The 16,385-nt window shown below is 52.8% G+C and carries 14 protein-coding genes; 5 read left to right on the forward strand and 9 right to left on the reverse strand.

The features are described from left to right. Positions 1 to 2 precede the first annotated feature (2 nt). The 3 genes from STSP2_RS08660 to STSP2_RS08670 all read right to left on the reverse strand — a co-directional run bounded on the left by STSP2_RS08660 (position 3) and on the right by STSP2_RS08670 (position 3,163). On the reverse strand, positions 3 to 908 hold the full coding sequence (locus tag STSP2_RS08660; RefSeq protein ID WP_146661802.1) for an HAD family hydrolase: 906 nt from the start codon (positions 906 to 908) through the stop codon (positions 3 to 5). Positions 909 to 957: 49 nt separating this feature from the next. Further along, complete coding sequence (locus STSP2_RS08665) at positions 958 to 1,767, reverse strand: SDR family oxidoreductase (protein ID WP_146661805.1); 810 nt, start codon at positions 1,765 to 1,767, stop codon at positions 958 to 960. A gap of 130 nt (positions 1,768 to 1,897) precedes the next feature. Then, a complete protein-coding gene (locus STSP2_RS08670; RefSeq protein WP_146661807.1) occupies positions 1,898 to 3,163 on the reverse strand; it encodes a 6-phosphofructokinase in 1,266 nt (421 codons plus the stop codon). Positions 3,164 to 3,368: 205 nt separating this feature from the next. Between STSP2_RS08670 and STSP2_RS08675 the strand changes: the two genes are divergently transcribed. Further along, the gene (locus tag STSP2_RS08675) at positions 3,369 to 4,577 is read left to right on the forward strand and encodes an ROK family transcriptional regulator (RefSeq protein WP_146661808.1); all 1,209 of its coding nucleotides are present in this window, start codon (positions 3,369 to 3,371) and stop codon (positions 4,575 to 4,577) included. Between the two features lie 122 nt (positions 4,578 to 4,699). Here STSP2_RS08675 and fusA read toward each other — a convergent pair whose 3' ends face one another. Continuing rightward, positions 4,700 to 6,739: an elongation factor G gene (gene fusA / locus STSP2_RS08680; RefSeq protein WP_169853091.1), complete on the reverse strand. Its 2,040-nt coding sequence runs from the start codon at positions 6,737 to 6,739 to the stop codon at positions 4,700 to 4,702. A 503-nt stretch (positions 6,740 to 7,242) separates the two neighbouring features. Here fusA and glgP point away from each other — a divergent pair. After that, positions 7,243 to 9,846, forward strand: a complete 2,604-nt coding sequence (gene glgP / locus STSP2_RS08685; protein ID WP_146661812.1) for an alpha-glucan family phosphorylase — start codon at positions 7,243 to 7,245, stop codon at positions 9,844 to 9,846. A 114-nt stretch (positions 9,847 to 9,960) separates the two neighbouring features. On the opposite strand, the gene STSP2_RS08690 is transcribed toward glgP, so the two are convergent. Beyond that, complete coding sequence (locus STSP2_RS08690) at positions 9,961 to 10,422, reverse strand: PTS sugar transporter subunit IIA (RefSeq protein ID WP_169853092.1); 462 nt, start codon at positions 10,420 to 10,422, stop codon at positions 9,961 to 9,963. Positions 10,423 to 10,647: 225 nt separating this feature from the next. Further along, a complete protein-coding gene (locus STSP2_RS08695; protein WP_146661816.1) occupies positions 10,648 to 11,382 on the reverse strand; it encodes a cobalamin B12-binding domain-containing protein in 735 nt (244 codons plus the stop codon). A gap of 492 nt (positions 11,383 to 11,874) precedes the next feature. Between STSP2_RS08695 and STSP2_RS08700 the strand changes: the two genes are divergently transcribed. The 3 genes from STSP2_RS08700 to amrS all read left to right on the forward strand — a co-directional run bounded on the left by STSP2_RS08700 (position 11,875) and on the right by amrS (position 14,658). Next, positions 11,875 to 12,684 carry an MlaE family ABC transporter permease gene (locus tag STSP2_RS08700; RefSeq protein WP_146661818.1) on the forward strand — a complete coding sequence of 270 codons (810 nt, stop codon included), beginning with the start codon at positions 11,875 to 11,877 and terminating at the stop codon, positions 12,682 to 12,684. 9 nt (positions 12,685 to 12,693) lie between these two features. Continuing rightward, a complete protein-coding gene (locus STSP2_RS08705) occupies positions 12,694 to 13,527 on the forward strand; it encodes an ABC transporter ATP-binding protein (RefSeq protein ID WP_146661820.1) in 834 nt (277 codons plus the stop codon). Positions 13,528 to 13,617: 90 nt separating this feature from the next. Further along, positions 13,618 to 14,658, forward strand: a complete 1,041-nt coding sequence (gene amrS, locus STSP2_RS08710) for an AmmeMemoRadiSam system radical SAM enzyme (RefSeq protein WP_146661822.1) — start codon at positions 13,618 to 13,620, stop codon at positions 14,656 to 14,658. Positions 14,659 to 14,665: 7 nt separating this feature from the next. On the opposite strand, the gene STSP2_RS08715 is transcribed toward amrS, so the two are convergent. The 3 genes from STSP2_RS08715 to STSP2_RS08725 form a co-directional block, all read right to left on the reverse strand. Continuing rightward, entirely contained in the window at positions 14,666 to 15,037 is a 372-nt protein-coding gene (locus STSP2_RS08715; RefSeq protein ID WP_146661824.1) for a DUF134 domain-containing protein, read from the reverse strand. Positions 15,038 to 15,056: 19 nt separating this feature from the next. Next, positions 15,057 to 15,392: a NifB/NifX family molybdenum-iron cluster-binding protein gene (locus tag STSP2_RS08720; RefSeq protein WP_146661826.1), complete on the reverse strand. Its 336-nt coding sequence runs from the start codon at positions 15,390 to 15,392 to the stop codon at positions 15,057 to 15,059. A gap of 90 nt (positions 15,393 to 15,482) precedes the next feature. Continuing rightward, complete coding sequence (locus STSP2_RS08725) at positions 15,483 to 16,349, reverse strand: ATP-binding protein (RefSeq protein WP_146661828.1); 867 nt, start codon at positions 16,347 to 16,349, stop codon at positions 15,483 to 15,485. Positions 16,350 to 16,385 lie beyond the last annotated feature (36 nt).

A 16,385-nucleotide genomic window follows, 5' to 3' on the forward strand; every position in this document is an offset into this window, starting at 1 on the left:
GGCTACACCGCCATCCATGGTGGATTCTCGGGCAGATATTCGTCAAACTCATCGATCACCATCTGCTCGTACTGACCTGCATACTCGCCCGCCATGAACTTATCGAACGCTTCATCATGGAAACGCTTCCAGCTCATCGCCTCGGCCCCGGGATTGATCGCATAGAACATCACGTCGTTCTTCTTCGCGGCCTTCATGTCACCCGGCGCATCGCCCATCATGATGATCTTGTCCTTGTCATACTTCTCGCACATGACCGCGAGATGCTCTTCCTTCTTACCCATCTCCTGGCCTGCGATCACCTTCACATACTTCGCCACGCCGTGCTCGGCCCACTCACGCTTCAGCGCTTCTGTAGGCGTCGACGAACATACGATTATATCAGCCGTGCCCTCGATCTTTTCCAGGCTCTCACGGACATACGGGAAGGGCGGCACGTTCTTGACCACCTCTGCGACCATCTCGTTGACCCGCTGGCTCCACTTGAGCACCATTTCGAGCTCTTTTCTGGCTTCTTCACGTCTTTCCTCGGCGATTGCCTTTTTCAGCCCGGCATCACTGAGCAGACTGTCAGGCTCGTTGACCCACTGTACATAGTGCGGATAATTCGGAACATCGAAGCCGCGTTCCTTCACCATCGGATGGCTCGGCAGCAGCTCCGTCAGTATCCGCACTGCTGTCTTGTGACGATTTGCGCCGCGTGTCTTGCTGAACAGGTCCGCAAAATCCTTGCAGTCCCTGGCTGCTTCGGCCACAGGCTGCAGACCGAAATGTGCTATAAGCATCGGGCAGAAACACTCACGCTGCTTGATACCCATCGCATCGAATACGCATCCGTCCGAATCTATCGCGACCAGGTAATCGCTGGTCGGTTTCATTTCACGAAGTTCTTTCGTATGGTCAGACATATCAACTCCGGATAAAAATAGTTGTTAGAAAATATAGTAAAACGTGTAACTATACACCGCTGAACGCACTGAACCCGCCGTCGACCGGCACGACGATACCCGTCACGAATTTCGAGGCATCGCTCACCAGCCACAGAACCGTGCCGCACAGATCCTCAGCATCGCCGAACCTGTCCATTGGGGTATGATCGATGATAGTCTTACCGCGAGGCGTCAGATCGCCAGTCTTTTCCTCAGTCAAAAGGAACCGATTCTGTTCCGTCAGGAAAAAGCCCGGCGCCAACGCATTGACGCGGATATTGTCCGAATAATTCTGGCACATATGCACAGCCAGCCACTGAGTGAAGTTACTTACTGCAGCCTTAGCCGCACTGTACGCCGCGATCTTTGTCAAAGGCCTGAATGCGTTCATGCTTGACACGTTCAGTATGACTCCGCCGCTGTTCTCGCACATATACTTGCCGATTATCTGGCTCGGAATGACCGTCCCCAGGAAGTTCAGATCGAACACGCTGCGGATCGCATCGGCCGGTATGTCAAAGAACGACATCTGCTCGGAAGTCGTTGCTTCCTTTCGGTTTCCTCCCGCGCCGTTGATTAGCACATCCACGCAGCCCATCTTCTCCACGGCAAAATCGAACGCAGCCTTCATGGCCTCAGTCTCGAGCACATTGCCCTTGACGCCCCAGGCCTGTCCGCCGGCTTCGTTTATTTCCTCAGCCTTACGTTTCGCACTTTCCTCATGATAATCGACGATGCACACCTTCGCACCACGGCTGGCAAGATCCTTCGCTACCGCTCCGCACAAAACACCGCCGCCGCCGGTTACAATTACCGCTTTATCTTTAACGTCAAACATATCTATCCAAGAATTAAATTACAAAATCATCGACCGGCTGATCTTACCGGCCGATTTATCGAAAAATTAATATTACCGAATCCGGAGCCCGGCTTCAACATTCGAACCAGGGCACAAACCGCAGTAACTCCTACTTGTACGAAGGCAGTTTCTTATCGACCGGCTTTCTTTCAAACCGCATAAATACAGGCAGCCCGTCCTCATTGATTGAAACCGGCGCCTCGCCCTGAACCAACGGCCGAACGTAATCAAGCATAGCATCCGTCACACCGTTTCCTGCCTCGTTGATAAACTCACGCGGCACGATCTTTTCGCCGTTCGCCACATCGCTCAGATTCGCCAGCCCCGTAGTACAAGAATAATCACTGCCGTCCTCTCGAACCAGCGTTACCATCTTACCCGAAACGCCGCTAAGCGCCGCTTCAACGGCCGCATTGCCGCACATATAAGATTCCTCGATGTCGGTCAGTGACGCAAAATGCATCGCGCTTCGCTGATTCGTACCGAGCTTGTTGAATCTCGCCTTTATGCCGACTTCCCGCTCCACGATATCCTTGAGAGTTTCCGCAACACCCCCAAGCTGCTTATGGCCGAAGCTGTCCTTGCTGAACGAACCAGTATCGGACGTAATGTACTCGCCGTCTTTGTCACGAAGACCTTCGCCCGCCACGATAAACACACGCTTGAAATCGTTCAGCACACCCTTTACGTCGCTGACGAATTTATCATACTCGAACGCCACCTCGGGCAGGTAGATCAGATGCGGCGCATCCTCGGGCTCACGCCTCGCCAGTCCCGCCGAAGCCGCGATCCACCCGGCGTTTCTGCCCATAACCTCCAGGATAGTACACGTATCCGTCGTATAAAGTGCTTCCGTGTCCTTGCCAGCTTCCATCGCACATGTCGCTACATACTTTGCCACGCTGCCGTACCCGGGACAGTGATCCGTACACGCCAGATCGTTGTCGATCGTCTTCGGAATGCCCACGCACGTCAGGTCATAGCCCGTCTCGCTGGCCAGCTTGTTGACCTTGTCCGCCGTGTCCATCGAGTCATTTCCGCCGATATAGAAGAAGTAGTGAATGTCGTGCGCCTTGAACACATCCAGTATACGCTCATAATCCTCTTTGGACTCCTCGAGCGACTTCAGTTTATACCGGCAGGAACCGATCGCAGCCGCTGGAGTACGCTTCAGCATGCTGATCGTCTTCGGATTCTCCGAGGAAATATCGAAAATATCCTCTTGAAGTACCCCCAGAATCCCGTTTGTCGCCCCATATACCCGGCCGATCTTGTCCGACTTCATCGCCGCCTCGATCGCTCCGCAGGCACTCGAATTTATAGCAGTTGTGGGCCCGCCCGACTGCGCGATTATCGCATTGGCTTTGCTGCTCATTAGATCTTCTCCACGTGTGAATATACCTGTTCTGTAAATTATTTCGAACCGTGAAATGATTTTAGTGGTTGACCAACCGCATTTCAAGGAAAAAATATGTCCTTAGGCGTAAGTTCTTGCCATTGAAAAGGTTCCGAACTGGTGTTATAATCAGTTTCAATTGTGGAATATTTCGAGACGTGAGGTTATTTTAGGTTCGATACGGATGAACGCTACTCCAATTGACTCCCGCTGGGCAGGCAGAAGAAACGAAAAACTCATACTCAAGATCCTCAAAGAGCAGGGCGCCATGTCCCAGACCCAGCTCTGCCGCAAGCTCGGCCTTGGCAGCTCAACCGCCAGTTACATTATCGCACGTCTCAGGGATAAGGGTCTGCTCACCGAAAAGCAGGGCGTCAGCAATCGCCGCGGCCCCAAACCCACCATCCTCAGCATCAACAACAGGGGCCGTTTCATTCTCGGCGTCGAGATAAACCCCAGCTTTCTACTTATAGGAGCTTTTGACTTCAACGGCGACATGATCGAGAAGAAAAAGATTTCTCTCGGCGATGATCATTCACCCGAAAGGGTGGTCAGCATTCTCGCTGAAAACCTCCAGAACCTCCTCCAGGCTCAGTCCATAGAAGAGGACCTGATCCTCGGAATCGGCGTATCCCTCAGCGGCTCGGTCACCTCGCAGGGGCGCGTTCAGATGTCATCCACCCTTGGCTGGGAAGACGTACCTTTAAAAGATATGATCAGCGATAAGCTCGCTCCGCCTGTGACCGTCTTCGGAACAGCCGTCCGAGTTCTCGCGGAGATCGGCCTCGATCCCGAATTGGCATCCGCTTCCGTTCTTTACCTCAACGTCGCCGACGGTGTGGGCTCGACGCTCTGGATGGACGACCGCCTTATCTCAGGCGCCACCGGCAAGTTCGGTGAGCTCGGCCATATCGTAGTGGATCCCGACGGACCACAGTGCGGCTGCGGCCAGCAGGGCTGTCTCGAGGCAATGATCTCCGGTCCCGCAATTGCCGACCGTATCAAAAAGGAACTGCCCGACCATCCCCAGAGCACACTCAGCGATCGCATACCTCCCGAAATGAAAACCCCCGAGCTCATCGTTGAGCAATGGGCGTCAGCCCTCGCAGACGGTGACGAGTACGCCGCCTCGATAAGGGATTTCATCGCCGAAACACTCGCACGCATCGCTGCCGTCGCGATAAACCTCTACGATCCTGACACCATCATCCTTGCAGGCTATGTTGCGTCAGCCTGCCCGGACCAGATAGCAGATGCGATCAAAAACCGTATGCCCACCGACGTATACGACGACAAGGTACGCGACATTTCCATCAGAACCGCAAAGTCGGGCGACGAATCACTCATCCGCGGCTCCGCAATAGCCATCCTCCACGAAGCCCTCAAAACCTGACCGAGTCAGCCGATCAACCCATCAATTCAACCCAGGCAATGCTCCTTGCACTCTAACTGCGCGCAAAAAAGACCCCTCGTCATCCGAGGGGCCTTTGAAGTCTAACCAAATCTGAAAGCGTTTTACTTGCTTTCCTCTTCTTCCTGCTCAGCCTGATACTGTGCGATCACCTGCTGCTGAACGTTCGGAGGCGTGGGCTCATAATGGCTCAGCTCCATTGAATAGCTGCCCTGACCGCCAGTCACACTCTTGAGCTGACTGTTATACTGCGTAACCTCGGACAGCGGAACCTGTGCCCTGATGATCATCATACCGCCCGGGATAACTTCCTGTCCCTGAACGCGGCCGCGGCGTGAAGAAAGGTCGCCGGTAATATCACCCATGTTCTCTGAAGGAACGGTTACCTCCATATCCACGATCGGCTCTAGCAGCACGGGCCTTGCCTTTTTCACTGCGTCGATGAATGCACCCTTACCCGCTGCCTTGAACGCAACTTCCTTACTGTCTACCGGGTGATGCTTACCGTCATAGATCGAAACCTTAATGTCCTGCATCGGGAAGCCCGCCACAGGACCATTTTCCATTACTTCATTGACACCCTTGACGATCGCAGGTTCGAACTGACCAGGGATCGAACCGCCGAAGATATCCCAACTGTATTCCATTGGCGGATCCTGATCGCGTACACCAGGCTCGACCCGCAGATATACTTCACCGAACTGACCCGCACCACCTGTCTGCTTCTTATGTCGGTAATGGCCGTCACCCTTCGCGGTGATGGTCTCCTTATAAGGTATCTTGGGCTGCTTGGTGTTCACGCCAACCTTGTAGCGGTTTTCCATCTTTGAAAGCATAACACGCAGGTGCAGATCGCCAAGACCGCTGATAACTCTTTCCTTCGTCTGCGGGTCCATGCCGACAGTAAAGCAAACGTCCTCATCGGTCAGCTTATCGAGAGCCGCCGAGATCTTCGCCTCGTCGCCGCGTGATGCAGGCTCCAGGGCAAGTGAGAACATAGGCTTGGGGAACTTGGGCATCTTGAACGTGCCTGCAAAATCGCCTTCGTGAACCAGATCGCCGACCTTCAGCTCGTCGATCTTCGGCAGCGTACCGATCTCACCTGCTGAGATCGCTTCCGTCTCATGTGTCTCCGCACCCTGCATTACGAGCGGATGGCCGGGTCTTACCGGTTTTTTGTTGTCGTTGATATAAAGCTGTGTATTGCTGTCGATCTTGCCGCTGAATACGCGAACCGAAGCGTATTTCATGTTCGAACGCGGATCGAACGCGACTCTGAATACCTGGCCGGCAAACGGACCGCTCGGATCGACTGCTACGTCTTTTTCCTCTTCGCCTTCGATGAGCTTTGCAGGCCCTGCGTTGTCCGGTGAAGGTACGCACGTCTTGATCAGGTTGATCAGTTCGTCTACGCCGACCACATCTTTGGCGTTGGTAAATACGATCGGTATGATCGTGCCTTCCATCGTCGCCTTGACCATTACTTCCGCGATCTTCTCAGGTGAAACGGTCTCACCGCCCAGATACGCTTCCATAAGCTCGTCGTCTGCCTCGATCACGCTTTCGAAAAATTCCGTGTTTGCGTCCGCAACAGACATAACCGGCGAATCGCCGCTGTCGTTGCTGATACAGTCGATCACGCCGTCGCCGCCTGCGTTCGGCAGATTCGCACATTTACATTGCGTTCCGAATGTCTCCTGGATAGCGCCCACAAGCTCTGAAAGATCAGCCGTATCAGAATCCATCTTGTTTATGACGATTATCCGTGGCTTGCCCATATTCTCAGCCGCACGGAACAGCTTACGGGTATTCACCTCGATGCCCGCCGCTGCGCTGACGACGACTACTGCCGCTTCTGCAGCCGGTATCGACTGAAGCGCCGGCCCGATGAATTCAGGATAACCCGGTGTATCTATTATGTTGTAATGAACGCCCTCATGCTCGGCAAAGGTTATCGCGGACTGAATAGAATTACCGCGTTCCTTTTCTTCCTCATCGAAATCGCTGACCGTATTCTTCTCTTCAACTGTGCCGAGACGATTGGTCATGTCTGTCTTGTTAAGTATCGCCTCAACTAATGTCGTCTTCCCCGCGCCGCCATGGCCGACGAATACGATGTTCCGAATGTCCTGAATTTTAGCCACTTCTGAGACCTCCAAATTAAAATTGGCGTTCAAATCTAGCTTAGTGTCGCTTAAATTACGAAATTCTAATGCAAACCACAAACCTCGGCAAGATAAAAAGCGTAAAACAGCAAAAGTGATAACGTTAAAGTTAGAGGTTAAAGCAGGTCATATGTGCCGCTAAAATGATTGCTCGAAATTTGCAGAATTTTGCGAGTGACTGGGTTGCAAGATCACATCAATTGAATATACTCGCGCGCAGTGGATTTTGGTAAACTTTGCAGATGCGGTCAACACTTTTGAAACCCGTTCTTACACGGCCGGATCGATCGGCTATCTCCAGCCGATAAAATACAGTTCTGGGGTTGCGGCCAAACGTCGCAGCCTCTGTTTTGGAACAGGACCGCTGGGGGTGTTTTATTTTTACTATTAAGATGCGCACCCACTTGACCGATTAACCGTATGAGACCGTACGTTAACTAAATGAACAAAAACTATCTATATTATAATAGAGGGATACAGCCATGCAGAAGGTAAGGACCTTCACCGTTACTCCATCTCTGCCGGAACCTTTAAAAGGCCTCAAGGATATTGCCATGAATCTCTTCTGGACCTGGAATCCAGAGTTCGCGGAGCTTTTCAGGCGTATCGACTACAATCTCTGGAAGCAGTCGGGCCACAATCCGGTAAAGATGCTGGGTACGGTTTCTCAGGCCAGGCTTGAAGATCTGGCGAACAATGAAGGCTTCGTCTATCAGCTCCAGCAGGCCGAAGAAAAGATGCAGACCTCTCTTGAGGCGCCCACCTGGTTTGACAACCTGTATTCCAAGGGTTCCAAGCCTCTTATCGCATATTTTTCAGCCGAATTCGGCATTCATGAATCTATGCCCATATATTCCGGCGGACTCGGCATTCTCGCCGGCGACCACCTCAAAAGCGCATCCGACCTCGGTATTCCGCTGGTAGGTGTGGGCCTGATGTACCAGAAGGGCTATTTCCGCCAGTACCTCAACACCGACGGCTGGCAGCAGGAAATGTACAGCGAGAATGATTTCCACAACATGCCGATCGAACTGATCCGTAAAAAGGATGACAAGCCACTGACCGTCACGATACCTTTCCCAAGCCGCAACGTCCTTGCGCAGATCTGGAAGGCCAAGGTCGGGCGAGTCAGTCTTTATCTGCTCGATACAAATCTGCCGCAGAACGAACAGCAGGATCGCCACATCACCCAGACACTATATGGCGGTGATCGTGAGACACGCATCAGCCAGGAACTAGTCCTAGGTATCGGTGGCCTCAAGGCCTTGTTTGCAATGGGTATCGAACCTACCGTCTGTCATATGAACGAAGGACACGCTGCGTTCATGGCACTCGAACGCGTCAGGATCCTCCGAAGTGAAAAAGATATGAGCTTCGACGAAGCCTCCGAAGCCGCAAAGTCCAGCAACATGTTCACCGTTCACACACCTGTCGCAGCCGGTAATGACGAGTTCCCGCCCGATATGGTTGACAAATATCTCAGCGGCTATTACTCGAAACTGGGCATCGACCGTGAGACTTTCCTCGCACTCGGCCGCATCGATCCCGCCGACAAGAACGAACCGTTTAAGATGCCCGTGCTTGCAATAAAGATGAGCTCTTCGCGTAACGGCGTAAGTCAGCTCCACGGCGAAGTATCCCGCAAGATATGGTGGAATCTCTGGCCCGAGCTGCCCGTTGATGAGGTGCCCATTGACTCTGTAACAAACGGTATCCATGCCAAGACATGGATCAGCGGCGAGCTCACCCAGCTATACGAACGCTATCTCGGTTCGAAATGGTCCGACGAAGCGGTTGACAAATCCATCTGGCACAATGTTGATCAGATCCCGGACGAAGAACTCTGGCGAATACACCAGCGAGGCAAGGAAAGACTCGTCGCCTTCGCTCGTCAGCGTCTAAAGAGACAGCTCCAGCGCCGCGGCGCATACCACACAGAACTCGGTTGGGCCGAAGAAGTACTCGACCCCGAAGCGCTTACCATCGGTTTCGCCCGGAGGTTCGCAACATACAAACGCGGCAGCCTGCTGCTTCGTGATAAGGACAGACTCATCAAACTGCTTTCCAGTACCGATAAGCCGGTTCAGTTCATCTTTGCTGGAAAGGCTCATCCCAAGGATCACGAAGGCAAGGAACTTATCCGCCAGATCGTACACTTCACCAAGCAGCACGATGTACGCAGAAGGTTCGTCTTCCTCGAAGATTACGATATGGACACAGCACGCTATCTTGTCCAGGGTGTGGATGTATGGCTCAACAACCCCAGACGCCCAATGGAAGCCAGCGGTACCAGCGGCATGAAGGCTGCTCTTAACGGCGTGCTGAACATGAGTACACTTGACGGCTGGTGGTGCGAAGGCTACACCCCTGAAGGCGGCTGGATAATCGGTTCAGGCGAAGAATATGACGATCTCGAGTACCAGGACCAGGTCGAATCTCAGGCGATCCTGAACCTGCTCGAAAACGAGATCGTGCCGCTGTTCTATGCACGTTCCAGCGATCGCCTGCCGCGCCGCTGGATCAGACGCATGAAAAACACCGTTCGCTGGTGTGCACCCAGATTCAACACAAGCCGAATGGTAGCAGAATACACTCGCAAACATTATAACCCTGCCGCAGCACGCTGGGATTATCTCACAGCCTCGGGCATGTCCAGGATCAAGTCACTGGCGGCATGGAAAAAACAGGTACGACAGGCCTGGCCCGAACTGGCTATTCAGGATGTCGACGTGAAAGTGGAAGAAGACACTTCGCTCGGCGACCTGACGGCCAAACAGCCGCAGCTCAGAGTTGGATCTCAGGTCAAGGTAGCTGCAAAAGTCAAACTTGGCAAGCTCAAGCCTGATGATGTGGCTGTGGAGATATACCACGGCAAGGTCGACTCGGAAGGTAACATTCAGGACGGAGCTGTTGCTCGCATGGCATACCAGGGTAACGGCGAGGCTCAGGAATATGCCGATTTTGCCGGCACTATCCCATGCCGAGCTTCAGGTCAGCACGGCTTCGCACTTCGCGTCCTGCCCAAACACCCTGACCTCGCGGAACAATATGAACCGGGAATGATCCTTTGGGAATCAGCAAGCTGATTCTCACCGATCCCGGACGGACATGACAACTGCTTGCTCGCTGGATTTTCTTACGGCGGGTGAGCAGTTTTTTATTAGAAATGGCTTCTACTAAGAGCTGCTTGAAAAGAGCTTCTAAGCTTCGTTCTCTTTGGAACAGATAAGCTCGTAAACCTCTTCTGGCGTGTCAGAACTCTCAAGCCTGCTTTTGAACTCTTCATCGAGCATTAGTCGGCTTATTCTTGCCAACGCCTGAATATGAGGGCCCGTTCTGTCTACAGGCGAGGCCAGCAGGCAAACAACCGTAGCGGGTTTCCCATCTATGCTGTCAAAGTCAATGCCTTCCTTCGCGATGCCAATCGACATCACCAGCTCGCTGACACCGTTGCACTTGCCGTGAGGAATAGCAATGCCCGAACCGATACCTGTACTGCGGGTTTCTTCACGCATCAGAACCGCTTCAAGTACTGCATCGCGATTCTGGATCAGACCGTTCTCAGAGAGGACATCTACGAGTTCGGTAATTGCGGATTCTTTATCTGTTGCCTCTAGCGGCGCTTTTATACACGTTGGCTGGAGTATTTGTGTTAAGATCATCTGATTTCCTGACGTTAACCGTAACGACTGATTCCTTGCACAAAAACTTGAAATATACCGATTTGCCTGACGCATTGCAATGAATTTCGTCTCAGAATTCATGTGCATATATAAATAAAACAAAGACCTTCAATACATTCATTTGGTTGCAGCGCAAAAAATAGCACCGGCGGTAACCGGTGCTAACAAACTAATATTGTAGAGAAAGAGAGAAAAGGAAAAAGTTTATGCACTCGCTTTTGCGGTCTTTTGTGCAGTCTTTGTGTCGTTTGTGCTATGTTTTCTTCGGTTTATGATGCGTTCTGGCTGTTTTATTTCGGACTCGTCAGCTCCTGCAATCTGGACAGCCTCAGCGGGGTTTGATGCGTAAAGATCCGCGCCGATCTCTTCCCAAAGCCCCTCTGCACGGTCAAAAATGCCGCCTGAGAGCATTATCCTCATGTTCGGCCACGCGTTGACTTCCCTGATATGATCGATCAGCTTACGCGTGTGCGGAGCTCGTTTTGCGTCAACACCGTACATCAGCAGAATGTCGGGTCTGTACCCCTGTATAAAGGAAATAACGTCGTCATCCTTGACGCATCCGCCCAGAAAACGTACTTCCCAGCCGTTGCTCTCAAACAGATCAGCTATCATCTGTCCGCCCAGTTCACCCTGTTCCGTCGATTCACAGCAGATCACCAGCTTTTTTTGCTGGGCCTCGCGACGCGGCAGTTTGTTCTGCAACTGATCAACAAGCGTCCTGTTGATCCGTGTTGCAAAAGACTCCTGTGCCGAATTGATAACATCTCTGCGGTAGAGGTTATCTATTTCGACCATTATGGGCCAGATCACATCCATGTAGACCTGATTCGCGGGAACACCGCTCTGCAGAGTCTCTTCAATTACTCTGCGGCATAGATTCCGGTCGCCTTTTAGAAGTGCGTCGAGATAACGTTCCAGGGTATTGGGCTTCAACATTTTTCGCTCTCCGTGCTTAAGGTTAACTTTCTGCTGACGTTTCCCAGATTAACTGGGTGGGTGCTGGTGTCTTTGCTGTTCGTTAAAATAGGCAAGCTGTGTAAATCCAACAAATACAGTATCGGAGGCGGGCAGAATTTTTCTTTAGTTAAAATAGGGCGTTTGCGGCAGCTTGGTAAAGTCAGTGTCTCAATGGGTAAAGATAGCTAAGTGCAGTATTGGTAGTGTCTTACGGCTTTAAGGTCTTTGGGCGGGGCCGATAATATGTTTTTGGATTTTCAATTATGGCCCTTGAAAAAATTTGCAGATTACCTAAATTAACATCTTTACGGCTTATTCCTGCACACAGCTTTACTTTTCTGCGATTCACAGCACCTTTCCGCCGATAGTATATGTGTAGTTGGTTTTGTCGAAAAAAGCACTGGTCATAACCCGAAGACCTATTATACTGCTTAATAAACAAAGTCATGTTTTCCGGACGAGTATATAGACATGCTTGAGGCGTTAGGCGCGGCCACAATAAATTGGATACAGCACCTCGGGCGTTTTGCGCGATTTCTTGGCAGAACGACCAGCACCTCCGCTGTAAGCATAACTCAGCCTAAGACCTGGCCGCTGGTGACCAACCAGATGTACACCATAGGCGTCCGCTCCGTACCGGTAGTTATGATAACCGGCGCGTTTGTCGGTATGATCCTCGCGATCCAGGCTTATGACCAGCTTGCCGGTATGAAGCTCGAAGAACGTCTCGGCCAGTTGCTCAACATTTCCGTGGTCAAGGAGCTTGGACCCGTGCTCGCAGCAGTTATGCTGGCAGGGCGGGTAGGGGGTGCACTTACTGCTGAGCTCGGAACCATGAACGTGACTGAACAGATCGCCGCTGTCCGCAGCATGGGGACGGACCCGGTCAAGTACCTGGTCGCACCGCGTGTACTGGCATGTCTGCTTCTGACTCCGTTCCTTATCATATATGCCGACCTGCTCGGTATCCTCGGCGGTTATTTCGTCAGCGTCATTCAGCTCAAGATCAACAGCGGTGCATACTGGAACTATTCGGCTCAGGGCGTGCAGATGTGGGACATCGCGACCGGTATCACCAAGGGCTTTTTCTTCGGTGCGGCCATCTCAGCGATAAGCTGCTACAAGGGTTTTCACTGCAGGCAGGGGGCTCAGGGCGTAGGTCAGGCCTGCACCGAGGCATTCGTGGGCAGCTTCATCGCCATCCTCGCGATAAATTTCGTCTTCGCGGTTATCGCAAAGGCCATTTACAACACCTTCTGGCCAATGCCTTCGCTTTTCTAAGGGGCTGCAGTGAAATTCGACAACTCAAAAATCGACGGAATCATACGCATAGAAAAGCTCATCAAGAAGTTCGACTCCCGTGTCGTGCTTGACGGCATTTCCCTGTCCTGCGAAGAAGGCAAAACCACCGTCATCATAGGCCCCAGCGGCTGCGGCAAGACCGTCCTCATGAAACACATGATCGCCCTGGAGCGCCCAACGGAAGGGCAGGTCTACTTCAAGGAACAGCGAATTGACGAAATGCACGAAAAGAAACTGGCAAGACTCAGGCTCAATTTCGGTTTCCTCTTTCAGGGCGGCGCGCTTTTCGACAGCCTAAACGTCTACGAAAACATCATCTTTCCGCTCCGCCAGCACACAAAGATAAAGGACTGGGACGCCGTCGACGAACTCGTAAAGCAAAAACTCGCTCTTGTCGGAATGGACGGCTACCAGAACCATATGCCAGCAAACCTATCCGGCGGCCAGCAGAAGCGCGTCGCGCTCGCCCGCGCCATCGCACTCAATCCCCAGGTCATCCTCTACGATGAACCAACCACGGGTCTGGACCCGATACGCTCCGACATCATCAATGAATTGATCCTCAAGCTACAACAGGAGCTGACGGTCACCTCCGTCGTCGTCACCCACGATATGAACAGCGCGTACAAGATCGCCGACCGCATTATAATGCTGCACAACGGCAAGATCGTCGCTGACGGCGACGCCGAACACATCAGAAATCACCCGAACGACATCGTCCAGCAGTTCATCAACGGCAGAGTGGGCGAAGCCGAGCTTGCGGCACTGCGACACGGCGGAACAAAATTCACCACCCAGTTCAAACCCGAGGATTTCAAGTAATCCACTCTGGACGAACCTGCCTCCCGGCCCCTATAATGATAGGTGCTTCGATTTTTGCTGCTCGTAATACACTCAAAAAGGAGGCATTGAATGACAACGTCGAAGGAACAGCTCAAACGCGCGGTGCTCTGGCAGCCCGAATCAGACAACAAGGCCCGCTGTTATCTCTGCAATTTCCGCTGTCTTATCCCGGAGGGCAAGTACGGCCACTGTGCGGTGCGTCAGAATGTCAACGGCACGCTTCGGTCGCTAAATTATGACAGCGTGTGCGCCGCCAACCCGGACCCCATCGAAAAAAAGCCGCTCTTCCATTTTCAGCCCGGCACCCGCAGTTTTTCCATCGCATGTCCCGGCTGCAATTTCCAGTGCACCTTCTGTCAGAACTGGCAGATAAGCCAGATGGCGTTGAAATACCACCAGCTTGAAGGCGAACCCATACCGCCCGAAAAGATCGTTGCTGCCGCCCAGCGGTCGAGCTGCTGCAGCATCGCATACACCTACACCGAGCCGACTATATTCATGGAGCTGTGCGAAGAAACCGGCAAACTCGCCAAGCAGCAGGGGCTCACGAATGTCTTTGTAAGCAACGGCTATATGACCAAAGAAGCGGTCGATTTCTCGGCCGAGTGGCTTGACGGGATCAATATAGACCTCAAGGCATTCAGCGACAAGTATTACAAAGACCTGTGCAATGCACGCCTCCAGCCTGTGCTGGAGACGATCAAGTACATCGCCAAAGAAACCGACATCTGGGTGGAACTTACCACTCTGATAGTACCCGACCAGAACGATTCGGACGACGAGCTCAAGGCACTTGCTGAATTCATCGCTAACGAAGCGGGCCCGGAAGTGCCCTGGCACATAAGCCGTTTCTTTCCCGCATACGAAATGGACGGCGGCTCTGCGACCCCGCCCGAAACACTCGAACGCGCGATGGAAATAGGCAAACAGGCAGGGCTCAAATATATCTATGTCGGCAATCTGCCCGGCTCAAACGCCGAAAGCACGTTCTGCCCGTCCTGCGGCGAAAAAGTGATCGACCGCATTTCCTACATTATCCGCCGCAACAACATAAAACACGGCGCATGCCCATCCTGCAGCGAGAAGATACCCGGCTTCGAACTGGGCTGAGCAATTTCTATTGACCGCAACGGCCGCGTCCGGGACCACCGCCTCGCCGTCTTCTACCCCGGCCCTGGCCACGTCCACGTGCTTCCTCGGGCAGGTTCACCACGCCGCCTTCGATACTGAGCGCTTTGCCGTTCACGAGTGCTTCGGCGATCTTCTTGTGCGCAGATTCAATTATGCGTCCAAAAGTTTGTCGCGAAACGCCCATCTTCTCGGCTGCGCACTGCTGATAATGCCCCTCCAGATCCGCAAGCCTGACCGCCTCAAGCTCGTCTACCGTCAGGCCTACAACCTCCAAAGCCGACAGACGCACCCCCTGAGGTTTGAAGTACGTGCATTTAGGGGTCATCCCCACGCGTCTGCATCTTACCGGCCTTGGCATATCGTTCCTCTTAATTTAACTAGTGGTCGCAGACATTGTCGCCGCACTGCAATTGACCGGCGAGATACGCTTCCACGACCTCTCTGGGCTCCTGCGACGGCGCGCCCACGACCACGTCGATATTATTGGCTGTGAACAACTGTTGGGCCCGCGTTCCCATTCCGCCAGCGATAACGGTATTGACGCTGAGCCCGCCAAGCCACTGCGGCAGTATGCCGGGCTCGTGTTTGGGTGGAGCAAGCCGTTCTTCAGCGGTTATCTTCTTGTTCTCATCCGCGCAGAATAGCGCGAACTCCTGGCAATGTCCGAAATGCGGACTCAAAACATTTTCACTCACTGGTACTGCTATTCTCATCTTTTTGCTCCATTGAAAATAACGCAAATTATCACTTATTACAATTGCCAATCTCACATCATCTCATACTTACAGTCTCCAACCGAGCATTCACAGCAGGGCGGTTACATCCTCCCACATCTTTGTGATCCTCTCAGCCGTCTCGCATTTCGAGTACTCCACAAGCGTTTTGCGAGCGATCTGGGATTCCGTCACCGCTCTGTCGTACCCGATCCTGCCCACGACCGGCATGCCGATCTCCTGTGCCTCTGTCTCGATCTGTTCGCTCATAGCCTTGTTGATGTCCCACTTGTTCACGCATATCGCCCCTGGAAGCTCGAAATGTTTGACGAGCTCGGCAACTCTGTGCAGGTCGTGCAGCCCCGACTGGGTGGGCTCGGTCACGATCAGCACCATATCCGCTCCTCCGATCGAGGCTATGACCGGACAACCAACCCCTGGCGACCCGTCCACGAGCACAAGCTCCTTTCCCTGCTCCTCAGCCGCCTTTCGTGCCTCTTTGCGTATAAGACTGACCAGCTTCCCGCTGTTTTCTTCTGCGATACCAAGCTTCGCATGAACCATGGGGCCGAATCTCGTATCGCTGATGAACCAGTCACCATTGACGCTGTCGACAAAATCTATCGCTGCGACCGGACAGAACTCGACACACACCTTGCAGCCCTCGCAGGCCGTCTCATCCACCCGGTAGACGTTGTCAGCTTTGCCGACAGCCGAAAAAATGCATACCCTCGCGCATACTCCGCAGCCGGTACATTTTTCACGGTCGATAACGGCGAGCTTGCCGCCGACGAATTCATGTCGTGCGCGAACGCTCGGCCCAAGCAGAAGGTGCATATCTGCAGCATCCACATCGCAATCCGCGATCACACCGTTGTCGGCTAATGCACCAAAACACGCAGTGATACTCGTTTTGCCCGTTCCGCCTTTACCGCTTATAACAACTAATTCTTTCATCTCATTTCCATAGCATTCGATACGCTAAAATTATAT

This window comes from Anaerohalosphaera lusitana (assembly GCF_002007645.1).
Classification (GTDB): domain Bacteria; phylum Planctomycetota; class Phycisphaerae; order Sedimentisphaerales; family Anaerohalosphaeraceae; genus Anaerohalosphaera; species Anaerohalosphaera lusitana.

Coding starts and splice junctions, on each gene's coding strand:
- STSP2_RS08660 (WP_146661802.1), bottom strand. CDS start 908: ATGTCTGACCATACGAAAGAACTTCGTGAAATGAAACCGACCAGCGAT.
- STSP2_RS08665 (WP_146661805.1), bottom strand. CDS start 1,767: ATGTTTGACGTTAAAGATAAAGCGGTAATTGTAACCGGCGGCGGCGGT.
- STSP2_RS08670 (WP_146661807.1), bottom strand. CDS start 3,163: ATGAGCAGCAAAGCCAATGCGATAATCGCGCAGTCGGGCGGGCCCACA.
- STSP2_RS08675 (WP_146661808.1), top strand. CDS start 3,369: ATGAACGCTACTCCAATTGACTCCCGCTGGGCAGGCAGAAGAAACGAA.
- glgP (WP_146661812.1), top strand. CDS start 7,243: ATGCAGAAGGTAAGGACCTTCACCGTTACTCCATCTCTGCCGGAACCT.
- STSP2_RS08690 (WP_169853092.1), bottom strand. CDS start 10,422: ATGATCTTAACACAAATACTCCAGCCAACGTGTATAAAAGCGCCGCTA.
- STSP2_RS08695 (WP_146661816.1), bottom strand. CDS start 11,382: ATGTTGAAGCCCAATACCCTGGAACGTTATCTCGACGCACTTCTAAAA.
- STSP2_RS08700 (WP_146661818.1), top strand. CDS start 11,875: ATGCTTGAGGCGTTAGGCGCGGCCACAATAAATTGGATACAGCACCTC.
- amrS (WP_146661822.1), top strand. CDS start 13,618: ATGACAACGTCGAAGGAACAGCTCAAACGCGCGGTGCTCTGGCAGCCC.
- STSP2_RS08715 (WP_146661824.1), bottom strand. CDS start 15,037: ATGCCAAGGCCGGTAAGATGCAGACGCGTGGGGATGACCCCTAAATGC.
- STSP2_RS08720 (WP_146661826.1), bottom strand. CDS start 15,392: ATGAGAATAGCAGTACCAGTGAGTGAAAATGTTTTGAGTCCGCATTTC.
- STSP2_RS08725 (WP_146661828.1), bottom strand. CDS start 16,349: ATGAAAGAATTAGTTGTTATAAGCGGTAAAGGCGGAACGGGCAAAACG.